At 59.0% G+C, this 17799-nt stretch carries 12 protein-coding genes; 3 read left to right on the top strand and 9 right to left on the bottom strand.

The window, feature by feature from the left end; all coding sequences use genetic code 11:
• Positions 1–104: 104 nt before the first annotated feature.
• The 4 genes from MMG91_RS28415 to MMG91_RS28400 form a co-directional block, all read right to left on the bottom strand.
• The gene (locus MMG91_RS28415) at positions 105–1301 is read right to left on the bottom strand and encodes a PepSY domain-containing protein (protein ID WP_305447686.1); all 1197 of its coding nucleotides are present in this window, start codon (positions 1299–1301) and stop codon (positions 105–107) included.
• 70 nt (positions 1302–1371) lie between these two features.
• Positions 1372–3873 carry a TonB-dependent siderophore receptor gene (locus MMG91_RS28410; protein WP_310661402.1) on the bottom strand — a complete coding sequence of 834 codons (2502 nt, stop codon included), beginning with the start codon at positions 3871–3873 and terminating at the stop codon, positions 1372–1374.
• A gap of 88 nt (positions 3874–3961) precedes the next feature.
• A complete protein-coding gene (locus MMG91_RS28405) occupies positions 3962–4975 on the bottom strand; it encodes a FecR family protein (protein WP_310661401.1) in 1014 nt (337 codons plus the stop codon).
• Entirely contained in the window at positions 4975–5475 is a 501-nt protein-coding gene (locus tag MMG91_RS28400) for a sigma-70 family RNA polymerase sigma factor (protein WP_310661400.1), read from the bottom strand. The genes MMG91_RS28405 and MMG91_RS28400 overlap by 1 nt, the downstream gene beginning before the upstream one ends.
• Positions 5476–5768: 293 nt before the next feature.
• Between MMG91_RS28400 and MMG91_RS28395 the strand changes: the two genes are divergently transcribed.
• Entirely contained in the window at positions 5769–7649 is a 1881-nt protein-coding gene (locus MMG91_RS28395) for a methyl-accepting chemotaxis protein (protein ID WP_310661399.1), read from the top strand.
• A 135-nt stretch (positions 7650–7784) separates the two neighbouring features.
• On the opposite strand, the gene MMG91_RS28390 is transcribed toward MMG91_RS28395, so the two are convergent.
• From MMG91_RS28390 to MMG91_RS28370, 5 genes are all read right to left on the bottom strand, one after another.
• A complete protein-coding gene (locus MMG91_RS28390) occupies positions 7785–8252 on the bottom strand; it encodes an SRPBCC family protein (protein ID WP_310661398.1) in 468 nt (155 codons plus the stop codon).
• A gap of 29 nt (positions 8253–8281) precedes the next feature.
• Positions 8282–11698 carry a non-ribosomal peptide synthetase gene (locus MMG91_RS28385; protein WP_310661397.1) on the bottom strand — a complete coding sequence of 1139 codons (3417 nt, stop codon included), beginning with the start codon at positions 11696–11698 and terminating at the stop codon, positions 8282–8284.
• Between the two features lie 13 nt (positions 11699–11711).
• Positions 11712–12641, bottom strand: coding sequence for a diiron oxygenase (locus MMG91_RS28380; protein WP_305504048.1), 930 nt, complete (start codon positions 12639–12641; stop codon positions 11712–11714).
• Complete coding sequence (locus MMG91_RS28375) at positions 12638–13414, bottom strand: DUF3050 domain-containing protein (RefSeq protein WP_305447694.1); 777 nt, start codon at positions 13412–13414, stop codon at positions 12638–12640. Before MMG91_RS28375 ends, MMG91_RS28380 begins: the two co-directional genes overlap by 4 nt.
• Before the next feature lie 726 nt (positions 13415–14140).
• Entirely contained in the window at positions 14141–14851 is a 711-nt protein-coding gene (locus MMG91_RS28370; protein ID WP_310661396.1) for a GntR family transcriptional regulator, read from the bottom strand.
• A gap of 242 nt (positions 14852–15093) precedes the next feature.
• Here MMG91_RS28370 and lapG point away from each other — a divergent pair, with 242 nt between their 5' ends.
• Positions 15094–15786, top strand: coding sequence for a cysteine protease LapG (gene lapG / locus MMG91_RS28365; protein ID WP_310661395.1), 693 nt, complete (start codon positions 15094–15096; stop codon positions 15784–15786).
• Positions 15787–15800: 14 nt separating this feature from the next.
• On the top strand, positions 15801–17747 hold the full coding sequence (lapD, locus tag MMG91_RS28360; RefSeq protein ID WP_310661394.1) for a cyclic di-GMP receptor LapD: 1947 nt from the start codon (positions 15801–15803) through the stop codon (positions 17745–17747).
• The last annotated feature ends 52 nt before the right edge of the window (positions 17748–17799 follow it).

The raw sequence follows: 17799 nt of genomic DNA, 5'->3' as shown, positions 1-17799 counted from the left end.
TGTGGGGTTTCCCCATGTGAGAGTAGGTCATCGTCAAGATTGAATTCCGAAACCCCTGTCTGCTTATGCAGACAGGGGTTTTGTCTTTCTGGGCTATAGAAACCTCAATCCGGTATGGGGCACATCCCGCTCTTACGTGCCTTGCTACTCTTTCGAGCCAGCAACTTGCGCCACCAGATATAGATTCCCGTCACCGACAATACCGCAATCAAAACACCTAGCATCGCGATCATCACTTGCCCGGTGAGCCCAATGATTCGCCCTCCGTGTATCGGTAATTGCAGCCGATAGAAGCGCTCCCCCAAGGTGCCTTGCCCCGCGATTTCCTGCCCCAGTAAACGCCCGTCCGTGCCATGGAAGAACAGCCAGGACTTTCCATGGGCCTCGGTATCATGTTGCCCAAACCCTGCCCCATAAAAGTTGTACTCAAAGCTGTAGTACAACTCTCCGATCGCAGCTGTCAGCCCTAGCCTTTGCCCTTCCTGCAGCGCACGTTCATATGCTTGTTGATAACTCAGCCGCGTAACTCCCAGCTCCTCGGCAGGCATGCGTCCGCGGGCCTCGTAAACGCTCGGTTCAATCGGCGAAAACAGTGAAACCGCAGGTTTGAATACTTGGCTCGGCAGGTTCATGGCGACACTGCTGACAGCGATCGGCAACAGCAATAACCACAGCCACAAACCACCCGCCCGGTGCAGGTCAAAATTCAGCCGATAGGCATGCCCGCCCTTGATCTTCCAGGCCGTCGACCACTTCCTCCAGAACGGTTTCCCGCGTGGAAGCGTCAGCCAAAGCGCAATGAAACAATCGACAACCCAGGCGATCGCGACCAGCCCCATTAACAACAATCCCCAGTTATCCGGCAGGACCAGGTTGTAGTGAAACTCAAGAATGAACGGGATGAAGTTCTCCCGCTGAAAGCAGCATTCTCCCCAGAACCGCTGCCCTTTCTGCTCGCCATTGACCGGGTCCAGATAGAACACCTGATTGGGCTCGGCAAAAGGCTTTCCGGTCGCAGGGTCATTGCGTGGTACCGCAGCCAGCAAAGCGGTATGACCCGGTTCTGACGGGTACTCCATGTACCAGACTTGCAGCCTCGGATGCTCCGCTTGCAGCTTGTCGACCAAGGCACCAGGTGGCAAACGCTGACCTTCGGCAGACGCTGAATAGAACCCCGGATTGAGCCACTCATCCAGCTCATGATTGAACGCCAGAATGCTGCCCGTAATCCCCGCCATCAGCAGAAACAACGCGGTCGCCAAACCGATGTAGCGATGAAGTAAAACCAGAAATGCACGCATGGGATTTTCCTGCAGAGACGACAAAGCCAGCCCCTGGATTCAGGGGCTGGCTTTTTTGGATAACGAGTCGTTAGAACTGGTAGCTCACGGTAGCGGCGACATTGCGCTCTTCACCCAGGTAGCAGAAGTTCAGGCTGGCACAGGAGGCCACGTAGGACTTGTTGGTCAGGTTGTTCGCATTCAGACGTACGTCCACGCCCTTCAAACCCACCTTGCCCAGGTCATAGCCGACAGATGCATCGAACAGCGTGTAGGACGGCACCTTCAGGGTGTTTTCCGCATCGGCCCAGCTGTAGCCGACATAACGCACGCCGCCGCCCAGACGCAGGCCATCAAGCGCTGCGCTGTCGAACTTGTAGTCCGCCCACACCGAGGCCATATGACGTGGCGCCTGGGTCGGCGAGTTGCCCTTGTTCTCGATCACGTCGGTTGCGGTGCTCAACGTACTGATCATCGACTTCGAATACTCGATGTCGGTGAAGGTGTAGCTGCCGAGGACTTTCAGGTTATCGGTCAGTTGCATGTGCGCTTCCAGTTCCAGACCCTGGGAGCGGACGGCGCCTACAGCGCGATAGAAGTTTTCCTGCGGTAGTTTGGTCGCCAGGTTTTCCTGATCGATGCGGAACAGCGACGCCGTGAACAAGTTGTCGGTGCCTGGCGGCTGGTATTTCACGCCCACTTCCCACTGGGTGCCATCAGTCGGTGCCAGAGGATTGCCGGCGCTGTCCGCATAGGAATTTGGGTTGAACGACTCGGAGTAGCTGATGTACGGCGCAATACCGTTATCGAACAGGTACAACGCCCCGGCTCGGCCCGTCAGTTTGGTGCGTTCGTCACTGATTTCCGTGCCCACAGAACGTCCCGCTTCAGCCAGCCGATTTTCATCGGAGGTTTCGACCCAGTCCTGACGCAGACCCAAAGAGAAGCGCCACTTATCCATCTCGATCAGGTCTTGCAGGTAGACGCCGGTCTGTTCCAGACGACGTAGATAGCTGGTCGGGCTGTAGAAGTCGATGGCCGAATTGCCGTACACCGGATTGAACGCATCGATCGGCGCAAGACCGCCACTGGTCCAGTCGACCACCGTTTTGCGTCGTTGGTAGTCCGCGCCCATCAGTACGGTGTGTTTGGTTGCGCCGGTGAAGAACTCGGCTTGCAGCATGTTATCGACGATAAAGGCGTGGAGCTTTTCGTCGCCGCTAGTGTAATAGCGGTTCAACTCGTTACTGGTGGGTGTGGGCCAGCCATAGGCGTAAACCTGATCAATCTTCACCTTGGAATCGAGATAGCGGAAGTTCTGCCGCGCGGTGAAGATGTCGTTGAAGCGGTGTTCGAACTGATAACCGAAGGACTGTTGATCACGCTGAAAACCATCAATGCCCGGCTCACCTTCGAAGAAGTTTGGAGAGATCCGATTGCCATTGCGCTGATGGATCGTGCCGTCGGCCGGGACGCCGCCGTGATAGCCGCCGTCGGGATCGTGTTGCAGATAAGCTTGCAGCGTCAGCGAGGTATCTTCGGTGAAATCGATGCTCACCGTCGGCGCCAGGGCGAAGCGCTTTTCCTTATTGTGGTCGAACTGTGTGTCGGACTGATCCGCCAACCCTGTCAGGCGATAGGCAATACGCTTGTCATCATCCACCGGCCCGCTGAAGTCGAAACCCATGCCGCGTTGGCCTTGAGTGCCCACCGTGGCTTGAACCTGATGATAGGGCTCATACAACGGTTTTTTGCTGGTCAACGCCACCAGACCGCCCGGCGAGCTACGATCGTAGAGCACCGACGACGGCCCTTTGAGAATATCGACTCGTTCGAGGAAATACGGGTCCACCTGCATGGTGCTGTAGGTGCCGCTGTCGCCCATGGATTTGAGGCCGTCGAGATAGATGTTATCCACCGAGCCGTCGTTGAAACCGCGCATCGCCACGTAGTCATAACGGTGAGTTGCGCCGTAAGGGTTGGTCAGCACGCCGGGGGTGTAGCGCATCGCCTGGGACACGGTTTGCGAGCCTTGGTCGTCCATTTGCTCGCGGGTCACCACGGACACGCTTTGCGAAGTTTCCAGCAGTGCGGTACTGGTCTTGGTGGCGATCTGGCTGTGCGTTGCGTTGTAGCCATCCATGCTGCCCAGCGCATTACCCAGGGCGAAGCCTTTGATGTCGGTGGTAGGCAGTGCGAGGGCTTCGGTTTCAGCGACGGGCCGCAGCACATAGCTGCTGCCATCCTGACTGACGGCCACAAGCCCTGTGCCGTTGAGCAAATGGCTCAACGCTTGATCCGCCGAATAGTCGCCCTGTAATCCCGGTGACTGGAGGCCCTGGGTTTGAGCCGGAGTCGTCGACAGCGTGATGCCCGCCTGACGCGCGAATTGGTTGAGCACATCGCTCAAGGAGCCGGCGGCAATGTTGTAGCGGTGGCTACTGGCTTCGCTGCCCTGTGCTGCGACGCCAAGTGTCGGCAGCAGGCCGACACCCAATGCGGTCGAGAACAGTGTCGCGCGGATGGCGTGGCGCAAGACGCCTGATTCCGCAGCGAAATGGAGAGGGTTCTTACTGATGGCGCGCACAGTCATTGTAGGTTTCCGTAGGAAGTCGCTGAAGGCAGAGTTGAAGTGCTTACTGACTAAGCCGGACTTGTTCGGAAAACCCGCCAAAAATAATTCAGGCCTGTCGCTCCAGCGTCACCCACCAGCGAGTGCGATAGCGCAGTTGTACCGGCAGGGTGTGCGGCAGGATGGCGAGCAGTTTGTCGGTGTCTTCGAGACGGAAAACTCCTGACAGCCGCAAGTGGGCAATGTCCGCCGCGCAGGTTAGATAGCCGGGACGGTAACGTCCGATTTCATTAATGAAATCCCCGAGGCGCATGTTGCGGGTGACGATCAAACCGTCGACCCAGGCGCCGGCATCCATGTCCGGCGGCGGTGCCAACTGCGCTCGATTGCGATCGATCAGATAGCTCTGCCCGGCCTGCACTTGAATCGGCAGGCCTCCGGCGGTCAGTGGCGAATGGATTGCGACCATGCCGCTGGTGACGCTGAGCCGTGTGCAGTCGGTGTCCTGACGAACGATGAAGCGCGCAGCCACCCCTTCGAATACGCCGTGGCGGCTTTGCACCCGCAACGGTCGATCAAACGAAACCCCTTCACTTGCCCCGCCGCACGTTACGATGATCTCGCCGCGAGTCAGTTTGATCAGCCGCTGCTGCGCGGTGTATTCCAGATCCACCGCGCTGGCGGTGTTGAGCTCCAGGCGCGTGCCATCCGGTAACTGGAAACCACGTCGTTCTCCTATGGCGGTGGCGAAGTCGGCGGTCCACTGCTGCCAGCCGATCGTATCTTTGCCTAACCACGCCGCTGAACCCATCAACAACGCGCCCGACAGCAGCTTCAACGCCTGGCGCCGCCCGAGTCCCTGTGCGCTGTTTTCCAAAGTGTTGAAAGCGACTTGAGCGCCGGGCACCACACGCAGATTACTGCTCAACTCGGCTTGCAGGGACTGCACCCGTTGCCAAGCCAGTTCGTGTTCATGGTGTTCCGCCCGCCAGACGTCGCATTGCTGGCGCAGTCTGGGGTTGGTCGCGTTGTTACGCAGGCGCAGCAACCAATGGATGGCTTGTTTGACCACTTGCTGATGCGGCACACCGCGGCGGTTCAGCGCTGAGTTATCCACAGGCATCACGCTTCATACCGCAGCACGTAGCAGTGATACAGCGCGTCGGCCACATAGCGTTCCACTGAGCGTAGGGATAATCCCATGTGTTCGGCGATCTGCTTGTGGGTAAGTCCTTCGCACTGGGCCAGCAGAAACGCCAGACGCACTTTCGGCTTCAGGCCTTCAAGCATGCGGGCGATGCTTTCCAGCAATTCGAGCACCAATGCTTGCGCCTCGGCGCTCGGGGCTTCGGCCTCGGGTAAATGGGCGATGGTTTCCAGGTACGCACGCTCGATTTCCTCACGGCGCCAATGGTCGATCACCAAGCCGCGGGCGATGGTTCGTAGAAAGGCGCGGGGGGCCTTGAGCTCCAGGCGTTCGGTTCTTTGCAGCAGACGAACGAACGTGTCCTGGGCCAGGTCCGCCGCATCGGCCGCATTGCCCAATCGAGCGCGCAGCCACGTATTGAGCCAACCGTGATGACTGCTGTAGAGCGCCTGTACTGCAAACTCAGGTGAGGACATGAACGCGACAGCCTGACGTCACAAATGATAATTAGTCGCATTGTCATCAAGGGTCAGAAAATTTGCAACTGCCGTTCGAGCAACCGTCAACAAACTCTGCTACTCGGGCGCTCTAGCACACCGTTCGGCGGGTATCTGACGAAATCCCTAAGATTTCTGCCACTCGTGCCGACAAGACTGGTGAGACATGCGTGCACCAAAGTAGAGCGGCTCCAGAATGCCGTCTGCGCTGTTACATGGAATGTTGCAAACCCGGAACGCATCCCCACTTTTTGCATAAGAAGTCCCATGAAATGAATCTCAAGTTCAGCCATAAAATCCTGCTGGCCGCTTCAGGCGTCGTGGTGCTGGCTTTTGCGTTGTTCACTTTGTACAACGACTATCTGCAGCGAAACACCATTCGACAAAACCTCGAGTCTTCCGTTGAGCAAGCCGGCGACCTGACCGCCAGCAGCGTGCAGAACTGGATGAGCGGCCGGGTGTTGGTCCTGGAAAACCTCGCGCAGAACGTCGCTCATCAAGGCGCCAATGCCGATCTGCCGGGGCTGGTCGATCAACCCGCCCTTACCTCGAACTTCCAGTTCACCTACGTCGGGCAGGCCAATGGTGTGTTCACCCAGCGCCCTGACGCGAAGATGCCGGACGGCTACGATCCGCGTCAGCGCCCTTGGTACAAACAAGCCGTGGTCGCCGACAAGACCATGCTGACCCCGCCTTACATGGCTGCGGTCGGCGGGTTGGTGGTGACCATCGCCATGCCGGTGAAAAAGCAAGGCGAACTGCTGGGCGTTGTCGGCGGCGACCTGAGTCTGGAAACCCTGGTGAAGATCATCAACTCGGTGGACTTCGGTGGCATCGGTCACGCGTTCCTCGTCAGCGCCGACGGTCAAGTGATCGTCAGTCCAGACAAGGATCAGGTGATGAAGAACCTGAAAGACATCTATCCGGGTTCCAGTGTCCGCATCGAGAAAGGCATCCAGGAAGTAGAACTGAACAAGTCGGACCGCATCCTCTCGTTCGCGCCGGTGAGTGGTTTGCCGAATGCCGAGTGGTACATCGGTCTGTCGATCGACAAGGCCAAGGCCTACGCACCACTGAGCCAGTTCCGCACCTCGGCGCTGATCGCGATGTTTATCGCCGTGACCGCCATTGCGGTGCTGCTGAGTCTGCTGATCAGCGTGCTGATGCGTCCGCTGACCACGATGGGCCGTGCGATGCAGGACATCGCTCAGGGCGAGGGTGACCTCACCCGTCGTCTGGTGGTAGAAAGCAAAGACGAGTTCGGCGAGTTGGGCGGCTCCTTTAACCAGTTCGTGGAGCGGATTCACGCGTCGATCTCCGAAGTGTCCTCGGCGACCCGTCAGGTTCATGACCTGTCGCAACGGGTGATGGCATCGTCCAACGCTTCGATCATCGGCTCCGACGAACAAAGCGCTCGCACCAACAGCGTGGCCGCGGCGATCAACCAATTGGGCGCAGCCACCCAGGAAATCGCCCGCAACGCCGCCGATGCTTCGCAACACGCCAGCGGCGCGAGCGAGCAGGCTGATGATGGTCGTCTGGTGGTGGAAAAAACCATCCTGGCCATGACCGAACTGTCGCAGAAAATCAGCCTGTCCTGCACGCAGATCGAAACCCTGAACGCGAGCACCGACAACATCGGCCACATTCTGGATGTGATCAAAGGCATCTCCCAGCAGACCAATTTGCTGGCGCTCAACGCGGCCATCGAAGCGGCCCGTGCCGGTGAGGCCGGTCGTGGTTTTGCGGTGGTGGCGGACGAGGTGCGTAACCTTGCTCATCGCACCCAGGAGTCGGCGGAAGAGATCCACAAGATGATCAGCTCGCTGCAGATTGGTTCTCGCGAAGCGGTGACCACCATGAACGCCAGTCAGGCATCCAGTGAACAGAGCGTCGAAGTGGCGAACCAGGCCGGTCTGCGCCTGGTCAGCGTGACCCAGCGCATCGGCGAAATCGACGGCATGAACCAGTCGGTAGCCGCGGCGACCGAAGAGCAGACCGCTGTGGTGGAAACCCTCAACGTCGACGTCAATCAGATCAACCTGCTGAACCAGCAGAGCGTGGCCAACCTCAACGAAACATTGAAGGATTGCGATGCGCTCTCCCAGCAGGCCAATCGGTTGAAGCAACTGGTTGATAGCTTCAAGATTTGATCAAGGTCAGTTGAACCGCGTTATCGTTCAATCGCGGGCAAGCCCGCTCCCACAGGGGATGTGTGTACGACACAAACCATGTGGGAGCGGGCTTGCCCGCGATAGCGGTAGATCAGTCACCGCCGAACCGAAGCCTTACACAAACAGCTTCAACACATTCCCCATCGCATCATCGGCAAACCCCTGAACAAAATTCTTGAACCCCGGCAGGGCTTCGGTGCCGCCCTGGGCCGGTTCGGCGATGATGGTCCAGGTCGCCCGCGACTTGCCTGTGCCCAAGGACTCAACACTCATCGCCGCCCACAAATTGGCTACGCCCAGTGTGTTGTAGATCGTCGTCCAGGTCATGTTCAGCGCCTGGTCGTCTCGGGAGTTGAGCTGCTCGACCACCAGGTTGCCGTCCTTGAAGAATTTCTTGCGCAGCGACGACACACCGTCGCCCGTCATCTCGATGTGCGACAGCGCCGGAATGAATCGGTCGAAGCCGACAAAGTTACCGACCACTGCCCAGACTTGCGCCGCATCGGCCGGTACTTCTATCGAGGACACGACGTGGCAGCCGTGAGGATTTTTGATCAGGGTATCGGGTTGCAGAGTTTTCATGGTTTTGCTCCGTGCAGGGTCAGGGTGAATCAGATGAAGTTGATTTCTTTGAGGTAGTCGCAGCCACGTCGCAGCAGCGCCGGGGATTTTTCCGGGTAGTGCGCGCCCATCTGCCGGACGCCGGCCTGGGCGTTGTCATGGCCGATCATTGAGATGTCGCCGATGTCTTCTTCGAAGCCATTGAGGTAGAAACCCAGCACGCCAAACAGCGCGTTATCGCTGTCGACGCGGCCCAGTTGCTGCTGCCAGTCGGCGACGCTGACCATGGCGAACTCCCGGCCGGCCTCGCGAAATGACGCCACGTAGCAATCCCAGCTCAGAGGCTCGGGGTTGTGCAGGTTGAACACCGCTTTTTCGGCCTGGTAACGGCTGGCATGGAAGGCGATGAAACGGGCAAGAAAATCCACCGGCATTAGGTCGAAATTCAGCGCGAACTCCGGCACCTGGCCGAGCTGGATCGAGCCCTTGAGCATCAGCATCAAGCGATTCTTATGGGGCTGGCAGACGCCGGTGAGGCTGTTGAAACTGATGTTGCCGGGGCGATAAAGATTGACCCGCACCCCACGCTCCCGCGCCCGTTCGAGGATCCGCTCGCCGACCCATTTAGACAGGTTGTAGCCGTTCTTGATGTAGATCGGCGGTGTCTGCGCGGCAGGCAGTTCCAGCACCCGGCCATCGTCGGAAATCGTGCTGGACGCCGAGAGCGTCGAAATGAAGTTGAAGATCTTCTTGCTGCGCCCTTCACACAAACGCAGGCACTCGAAAATCGGCTCGACGTTGTCCCGCGCCAACGACTCGTAATCGAGGACGTGATTGACGTTGGCGGCGTTGTGCACCAGCGCACCGAACTCTCGGTCCAGTCGTTGGTAAACATCTTCGCTGAGCCCCAGTTGCGGGCGCGTGATGTCTGCTGCGTAAACCCGCACCCGACTCAGGTCCAGATGCTCTAGGCGGTTTTCCCGCAACGCATCCGCGAAGCGTTGCGCCGCCGATTGCCCACCACCATCGCGCACCAGGCACGCTACTTCGCTGGCGCCCCAGGCCAGCAGCGCTTCGACGATATGAACACCGACAAAGCTGTTGGCGCCGGTGACGATCACCTTGTGCACATCGCCCATTCGGCTGATCGACAACGGCTCGATGTCCAGTTCGCGGAAAGCATCGGCCAGGGCTTTTTCGCTCAGCACTTCTTCAGTCCCGGAGCCCCGCACCAATGTCGCCAGTTTCGCAATCGTCGGCAGCTCGATGAAGCGGTTGATCGAGATACTGCGGCCGAACTCCTCACGCAAACGCAGGAGCATGCGCGACAGCAGGATCGAGTGCCCGCCGAGATTGAAGAAGCTTTCGTCTGTGGAAATATCGCTGGCGGGCAGCTCCAGCAGTTCGGCCCAGATCTCCAGCAATAGCGCTTCATCGGCGCTGACGGGCAAGCGCCGTTGGCTGTTTTCGGTCACGTTGACGGGCAGTTCCAGCAGCGCTTTGCGGTCGACCTTGCCGTTGCTGGCGAACGGCATGCTCGCCAGTTCGGTCCATGCGGTCGGCTGCATGTAGTCCGGCAGAAACTGCATCGCGTGGGCTTTCAAGGCTTCGCGAGCAGCACCGGGTTGTTCTTCCTGAGGCTGGGCGAGAAAGGCCAGAATCCGTCGGTGACGGTCGATGACCACCGCCACCTGACGGTACAGCTGACTGTCGCGCAGGCAGCGTTCGATCTCTTCGGGCTCGACCCGAAAGCCGCGAATCTTCACCTGATTGTCTCGCCGTCCGCACAGCTCGATGCCGTCGCGGGTCCACTTGGCCATGTCGCCGGTGCGATACGCGCGCAGGCTCTGGCCATTTGGCAGGCTCAGGTTCAGATAACGTTCGGCAGTCTGCTGCGGGTTGTTCAGGTAACCCAGGCACACCCCCGGGCCGACGATGTACAACTCACCGACGGTTTGCTCGGTTACCGGTTGGAAGTCCTCATCGAGGATCAGCACCTGACTGTTGGCAATCGGTGCGCCGAGGGTCCGGTTGTTGTCGCCGGGGCGTAGTTGCCGCGCGGTGATCAGCACCGTGGCTTCGGTCGGGCCGTAGAGGTTGTAGAGGTTGCCTTGGCGGGTCAGTTGTTCGATCACGTAAGGTTCGCAAACATCGCCCCCGGTCATCACATGATCGAGGACCTGCAACTGATCCAGCGGCAGGATGCTCAACAGCGCCGGCGGCAAAAAGGCGTGGCTCAGCTGCTGGTGACGGATCAGCTCGACCAGTTGCAGCGGGTCGCGACGTTGGTCCTCGTTGGGCACGATCAGCTCGGCGCCCTGAAGCAGGGTCGGGAAAATATCGATCAGCGACGAGTCGAAACTCAACGATGAAAACTGCAACGCCCGACTCTGTTCCGTCAGCTGCACGTAATCGGCGTACCACGCGGTGAAGTGCGCGAGGTTGGCCTGGCTGAGTAACACGCCTTTGGGGTGCCCCGTGGTACCCGAGGTATAGAGCGCCATGCACGGCGCGTCGAGATCAGGTCGTTGGCCCATCAAGGGTTGATCGAGATTCGCATCGCCGATGTCGATGCGGCTGATGTCCAGCCCCGGCATCGTCTCACTGAGCGGATGTTCTCCGTCATGCAGCAACAACACCGCGCCGGCGTTTTCCAGAATGTACTGCTGACGTTGCAGCGGATGGCTTGGCTCCAGCGGCAGGTACACCGCGCCGCTGCCCAGGATCGCCAGAATCCCCGCATACAACGCGCTGCATTTTGGCAGGCAGATCCCGACCACCAACGGTCCCTGATGCTGATCGAGCAACGGTTGCAAACGCTGCTGGATGGCGCGGCTGTGGGCGTGCAATTGCCGATAGCTCAGAACCGAGCCGGCGATGTTCAGCGCCGGCCGCTCGGCCGACTGGATGAAGCGCTGTTCAAGCCGCTCGATCATCGGAATCTGGCCGAGTTGCAGCAACCCTGGTTCAGCCGTGGTGTTGAGCTGATGGATGAAGGCCAGATGCTCTAAAAACAGCAGATTCTCCACCTGCTTGAAGTGCGCGGGAATTGGAGGGTCGACGAGAAGAAAATACTCGGCATCCCGGGAGAAGCGGCTGACCAGCAATGCCACGTGATCGACCAGATCGGCCACCGCTCGCAGGCGCAATGCCTGGCCATTACCGGACAGTTCTTCGGCGACTGGCACGCGACTTAGCTGCATCGAGTCGTATGCGCACAGCAGGTCCAATGCTGGCAGGCCTGAGGTGCCCGGCACGCCGATACCCAGCTGCAGCGTCAGGCGCGGTGCATCGCCAAAGCCCTGAAACGGCAGGCTTGCATCGTCGATCAGCAAATCAAACGTGCTGGGCGGCAGCACCTCCAGATTCGCCAGCCGCACCAGTGAATGACCGTGTTGTTCGAGTTCCAGCGCCAGGTCGGTCAGGGCCTGGCTTTGCCCAATGAGCAAAATATCGAGACGTCTCATGATGTTCTCCTCGTTAAACCAGGTAGTCGCTCAGGGCGCTTTGTACGCACGGTGAATCGAGCAGCGAACTGCTGCGAAAAAACCGCACGATGTTGGCGACCAACGGGTGATGGCGATTGATTGGGAAGGCCAGCCCCGACACTTCGCTCTTGAGTGCCCGGCGCGCCACGTCGCTGATCTGCAAGGCGTCGATCAGGCGGAAGTCGAAAGACTTCTGGATGTCGTTGGTCAGGTAATGGCTGATGAACACCGGGAGGATTTGCGCGATGCACTGGCGATCGTCTTCGCTTGCGGTGTGCCAATAGATGCGCACCAGCCGCGACCAGAACCCGGAATGACGGCCCTCGTCGAGCAAGTGGTCGGCCATCAGGCCCTTGATCGATTGCTTGACCGTGTCGTCCTTGGCGAATGCCGCAACATCGCCGGTCACGGTGTTCTCGGCGATGGCCACGCAGATCAGCTCCACGGCGCTGCGCAGGTGTTCCGGTGCAAGCGCCACGGCCGCCGGGATGGCACGGCTCAGTTCGATTTCATCGGGCAACTCGATCGGCACGATGCCGGTCATGGCGACGGTTTGCTGCATGAAATCCATGGCCACCAGGGCGTGGTAATCCTCGTCCACCACCACGGTCATGGCGTCGTAGCGACAGGCGAACGGGAACGCCACGCTGAAGCGGTTTTTGGCGATGCTGCGAGCGGTTTTGTCGACGATCTCGGTTTCGAAAATCACCACGTCGTTGATGAACTTGTAGAGCGTCTGCACCAAGGCGAAGTCCCGTTGTTCCGGGCATTCGCGCAGGAATGTTTCACTCAGCACCAGTGGCTGACGGCTCAACGGATAGATCAGTTTGTCGTCGTTCTCCAGTACGCGCCGGGGACGGGTGCGAATGGTCGCGCGACTCTCCCAGGCGTCGGCGAAGGATTGGTAGTCGGCGGCGTTCATGCGTTCACCTCCGCCACCGGTTCGCTCATGCTCAGGCGCAAGCCGTCCCACAGGGCGATGCGGCTTTCCACGGCGGCAATGGCGCTGGCGTAGACGTCTTCTTCGCGCTGCGGATCGCCATCGACCAGGCGGGCGAGGAGTTTTTCCGCCGCCGGGCCATGGTCTTCGGAGTCGACTTCGATGTGCCGTTCCAGGTAGTAACGGAAGGTCGGCGCCTGTTCGATGCCGATGCCCCAGTCGTCGAGAATCCGCTGGAACATCTGCGGGATGACACTCTCGCGGCCATGCAGAAACGCCGCCGCCACACTGTGCCCCGGTGCATGCATCGCGGTGTGCAGGGTATGGCGCACGAACTGCGCGGCCGCCGGGTCGACGTCGACGCTTTGCAGTGCCACGTCGTAGCTCACGCCTTCTTTTTGCAGCGCCACGAAGCGTTCGACAGGGCCCGTGCTTGCACCGACTTCGCGCATCGCATCCAGATACAACTCGAAATGGCTGTAATGACCTTGAGCCGGACGATCATCAGACTCTTCACCGAGCACGATTTCATTGATCAACCGCGCAGCCTGAGGATCTCGCGGCGGTAGCCAGGGCAGCTGGACGCAGGTCAGTTCCTGTTGCAGGCGCTTGGTCAGCGACATGAAATCCCACACCGCAAATACATGGGTTTCCATAAAGCGTTGAAGGACCGATAACGAATGTATTTCAGAGAAGATCGGGTGCGCACTAAGTTCTGCTTTCTTCTGGTTGAGACGATCTTTAGTCGGTTTCATGAGCGAGCCTATAAGTGATCTGGAATACTGTTGAGGGTGGTTGCTTAATGTTTTTTATTGGCGAACGGGGGCCTCAATTGAATTGATGTTTTTCTGGTGTTTAATCACTAAGTAGTACTTGGTGTCCCGTGGTTACGGGCGGCGGAGAAAAACTAATACAGGAATAAAGTGTCGGGCAAGTCATTTTTTTATTAATTTAAAGTTTAACTTTTTCGAGCGTGACAAGTTCCAATAAGACTTTTGCATTAAGTTTTATTTTGGCGTAGTTGCTCCTTTCGGCTTATATAGGCCAAAATTTAAATAAAGAGTGAATGCCTCACTCAAAGCAACTTTCTACTGGGTTCGTTGATGTGATCTGAGAGGGTGGAAGTTGGCTGGGAATGACGCCGGTTCTTCCTTTCCCGTGGCAAGACTCCTTCCGTAGGTTCTTGGTGCGTCGACTGCTCCGCAGGTGCGGTGCGTCGCCCGTCATTATTCGTTGGCAGCTCAAGAGTGAGCGTAATTCACGGCGGTCGCTATCACCCCTGCATGATCTGATAGGGGCAAATGTCGGGTTTAAGGGGAGCAGGGGCTTTGGGGCGGGGGGCAGGAAGTCGCTGCACACCGGTCCGGTGTGAACGAAAGGGGATTTGTAAGCAGATTTGTTCGTCGACCCATCCAGGTGCGGATCAGCGCAATAGCGACAGCGAGCCGCTCAATGGGCTCGCTCGGGGCTGTCTCTGCGGGTTACTTCGAGGATTTCCTGCGCTGTGGCTCAGAGCTTTCGAGGTAGCGGGTGATGACTTCGACACCCCGGTTGAGGTGGTTTTCGAGCAACGTCACCGAGCGCTCGACGTCTCGCTCTTCGGCGGCTCGCAACAATGCTCGGTGATCTTCCTGGGACAGTTTGCCCAGGCCCATGGCTTCCAGATTGAAGCGCAGGAAGCGCTCCTCTTCGTTCAACCCGTCTTCGACGAGTCTCAGCAGACGCTGGTTGGGGGCCTTGTTGTAAAGCGCCATGTGGAACAAGCGATTGAGCCGGCCGATCTCGGTGTAGTCGTGTTCCGTTTCCAACTCGTCGATATAGCGCGCCGCCTGTTCGAAATCGGCGGCTTCAAGCAGGGGGATCGACCGACGCAGGGCTTCGGACTCCAGCAGGATTCGCAGCTCATAGGTTTCTGCTGCATCGCCCTGGACCAACGGTGCAACCACCGCGCCTTTATGGGCGATAACGTTGAGCAGCGATTGCGCTTCGAGTTGGCGCAACGCTTCGCGCACCGGCATGCGGCTGACGCCGAACAGGTCGGCGAGGTCTTGCTGACGCAGGGCGATGCCGCAAGGAATGCGACCGTCGAGAATGGCCGCACGCAGGGTTTCTTCGATCACCGAGCGTGCCTGGTGAGCGGGAATCGGCCCGTTGACCTTGATGCTGCTGAGAGGGTTGGGCTTCTGTGTCACAACAAACGCACCCTGTTTGGCTGAAATATTTGGATCCAAATGGACACTAGTGACTGCCTGACGGGTTGTCAAACAGACAAAAGTCGAAAGCTCGCTGCCTTCGGCAGCTCCTACGATCTTTTTATTGCTCCCACCATTCAAAGTTTAGCGCGTCGCCGGTGATCTCACCGTGCCATTGTCTTTTAGCAGACTAACCTTCACCATCAAGCAGATTTCCATCTGCCTGACCTGGATACCTCGCATTGGCGATACGTTTCGCGATCCCTCGGACTTTGCGCTGGCTAGGCTGCGCACTGCTGCTGGCCGGTGTCATGCTGGGCGGGCTGCATGCCGACTGGGATTTTTCGCTGATCAGCCGTCGCGCGCAGGCATTGTACGGGCCTTTGGGTGAAGGGCGGCAGCGCATCGATGCCTGGCAGCAATTGCTGGCCACGCAAAAGCAGGTTGGCGAGCTGGAACAGCTCAACGTGGTCAACCGGTTCTTCAACAAGCAGATGCGTTATGAAGAAGACATCGACCTGTGGCACGAGGTCGATTATTGGGAAACGCCGATCGAAGCCTTGTGGAAGGGCGCCGGCGATTGCGAAGACTACGCTATCGCCAAGTATTTCAGCCTGCGCCACCTTGGTGTCTCCAGTGACAAGCTGCGCATTACCTACGTCAAGGCTTTACGCTTGAACCGTGCGCACATGGTGCTGACCTACTACTCAAGCCCAGAGGCCATGCCCTTGGTACTCGACAGCCTGGTCGACGCGATCAAGCCTGCGAACCAGCGAACCGATTTGCTGCCGGTCTACTCTTTCAATGCCGAAGGGCTGTGGTTGCCGGGAGCCAAAGGCAACAAGAAGGTCGGAGATACCAAACGCCTGTCCCGCTGGCAGGATGTATTGAAGAAAATGCAGACCGAAGGATTCCCGGTCGAGACGACTAACTAGGAGCACGCGCTCAGATGTCTTTGTTCAAACAGCTGTTGATCGCTATCTGTCTGTTCCTGGTGGTCGCCTTCACCGGCAGCTTCATGGTCAGTCTGGAAAGCTCGCGCACCCAGTACGTCAACCAGTTGCGCTCCCATGCCCAGGACGCCGCGACGGCATTGGCGTTGTCCCTGACGCCGAACATCGACGACCCGGCGATGGTCGAGTTGCTGGTCAGTTCGATCTTCGACAGCGGTTATTACGCGAGCATCCGTGTGATCGATCTGGCTAACGACAAGACGATTGTCGAGCGCAGCGGCATTCCGGCGGTCACTAATGTGCCCGACTGGTTCGTCAAACTGATCGGCCTGGAACCGGCCGGTGGCGACGCGCTTGTCAGCCGTGGCTGGGAGCAGGCCGCGCGGGTCGAGGTGGTTAGCCATCCGATGTTCGCGTTGGCCAAGCTATGGCAGAGCGCATTGGGCAGCCTCGGCTGGTTGCTGATCTGCGGCGCGGTGAGTGCGGTGCTGGGCGCGTTGTTGCTGCGCCGGCAACTGAAGCCGCTGGATTACATGGTCAAGCAATCCCACGCCATTGCTCGCCGCGAATTCCTCAGCCTGCCGGAACTGCCGCGCACCCCGGAACTGCGCCGGGTGGTGCAGGCCATGAACCAGATGGTCGAGAAGCTCAAGGCGCTGTTCCAGGAGCAGGCTGAACGCAGTGAGAAACTGCGGGCCGAATCCTATCAGGACAACCTGACCGGCCTGGCCAACCGGCGCTATTTCGAGATGCAATTGAACGCGCGAGTGAGCAATCCCGAGCAGGCCAGCTCCGGCTATTTGCTGTTGTTGCGGGTCAAGGATCTGGCGGGTCTGAACCAGCGCCTGGGTGGTCAGCGCACCGATCAATTGTTGAAAGCGGTGGGCGAGCAGTTGTCCCGGGAGTGTGCCAAGTACCCGGAAACCCAGAACCTCGTCACGCGCATTCGTGGCGGTGAATTCGCCGTGCTGGCGCCGGGGCTGGTGCGCGAGGAAGCACTGCAACTGGCAAGCAACCTTGAGAGTGCCCTGACCAGCCTGCATGCGACGGGCGCCACGGACGTGTCGTCGGTGGCTTCGATCGGGCTGGCGCCGTTTGCCCAGGGTGACTCGCCGCAAGCGGTGATCGGGTTGGCGGATCAGGCACTGGCCCAGGCGGAAAGTCAGGGCGAGCCGAGCTGGGCGTGCCTCGATCAGGGCGCGCCGGCCCGGGTTGGTGACGATCATCATGCCTGGCACACGTTGCTGGATCAGGCGTTGGATCAGCAGCGTTTCGAACTGTACTTCCAGCCGGTGGTGGCCAGCCACGACACGCAGGTGGTGCTGCATTACAAAGTGCTATCGCGCCTGCTCGATGAACAGGACCGGACCATTCCCGCCGGGCGTTTCCTGCCATGGCTCGAGCGTTTCGGCTGGACTGCGCGGCTGGACCGTTTGATGCTGGAACTGGTGCTTGAGCAGATGGCCGACCATGAAGAGTCGCTGGCGCTGAACCTGTCTTCGGCGACCCTGGCGGATCCGCAGGCGTTGAACAAAGTGTTCGACATCCTGCGTCAGCATTCGAATCTCGGGGAACGACTGACCCTGGAAATCGGCGAAGAACAATTGCCCGAGCAAGCGGTGCTGGAACAGCTGACGCGGCGTTTGCGTGAACTTGGGTTCTCGCTGAGCCTGCAGCGTTTTGGTGGGCGTTTCAGCATGATCGGCAACCTGGCGCGGCTGGGATTGGCGTACCTGAAAATCGACGGCAGTTACATCCGGGCGATTGATCAGGAAAGCGATAAACGCCTGTTCATCGAGGCGATTCAGCGGGCGGCGCATAGCATTGATTTGCCGTTGATTGCCGAGCGGGTCGAGACCGAAGGGGAGTTGGTGGTGATTCGTGAGATGGGGTTGTATGGGGTTCAGGGGCAACTCTTTGGTGAGCCGAAGCCTTGGCAGTAGCCCACTGATCATTCCCACGCTCTGCGTGGGAATGCAGCCCGTGACGCTCTGC

Origin of the sequence: Pseudomonas sp. JL3 (assembly GCF_031570575.1) — a bacterium.
Classification (GTDB): domain Bacteria; phylum Pseudomonadota; class Gammaproteobacteria; order Pseudomonadales; family Pseudomonadaceae; genus Aquipseudomonas; species Aquipseudomonas cucumis.
The sequence above is the reverse complement of the archived record's forward strand: the minus strand, read 5'-3'. Positions and strand labels throughout refer to the sequence as shown.

Bases quoted from the DNA above. Each gene is read 5' to 3' on its own strand.
- MMG91_RS28415 (WP_305447686.1), bottom strand. From the start codon at position 1,301: ATGCGTGCATTTCTGGTTTTACTTCATCGCTACATCGGTTTGGCGACC.
- MMG91_RS28410 (WP_310661402.1), bottom strand. From the start codon at position 3,873: ATGACTGTGCGCGCCATCAGTAAGAACCCTCTCCATTTCGCTGCGGAA.
- MMG91_RS28405 (WP_310661401.1), bottom strand. From the start codon at position 4,975: ATGCCTGTGGATAACTCAGCGCTGAACCGCCGCGGTGTGCCGCATCAG.
- MMG91_RS28400 (WP_310661400.1), bottom strand. From the start codon at position 5,475: ATGTCCTCACCTGAGTTTGCAGTACAGGCGCTCTACAGCAGTCATCAC.
- MMG91_RS28395 (WP_310661399.1), top strand. From the start codon at position 5,769: ATGAATCTCAAGTTCAGCCATAAAATCCTGCTGGCCGCTTCAGGCGTC.
- MMG91_RS28390 (WP_310661398.1), bottom strand. From the start codon at position 8,252: ATGAAAACTCTGCAACCCGATACCCTGATCAAAAATCCTCACGGCTGC.
- MMG91_RS28385 (WP_310661397.1), bottom strand. From the start codon at position 11,698: ATGAGACGTCTCGATATTTTGCTCATTGGGCAAAGCCAGGCCCTGACC.
- MMG91_RS28380 (WP_305504048.1), bottom strand. From the start codon at position 12,641: ATGAACGCCGCCGACTACCAATCCTTCGCCGACGCCTGGGAGAGTCGC.
- MMG91_RS28375 (WP_305447694.1), bottom strand. From the start codon at position 13,414: ATGAAACCGACTAAAGATCGTCTCAACCAGAAGAAAGCAGAACTTAGT.
- lapD (WP_310661394.1), top strand. From the start codon at position 15,801: ATGTCTTTGTTCAAACAGCTGTTGATCGCTATCTGTCTGTTCCTGGTG.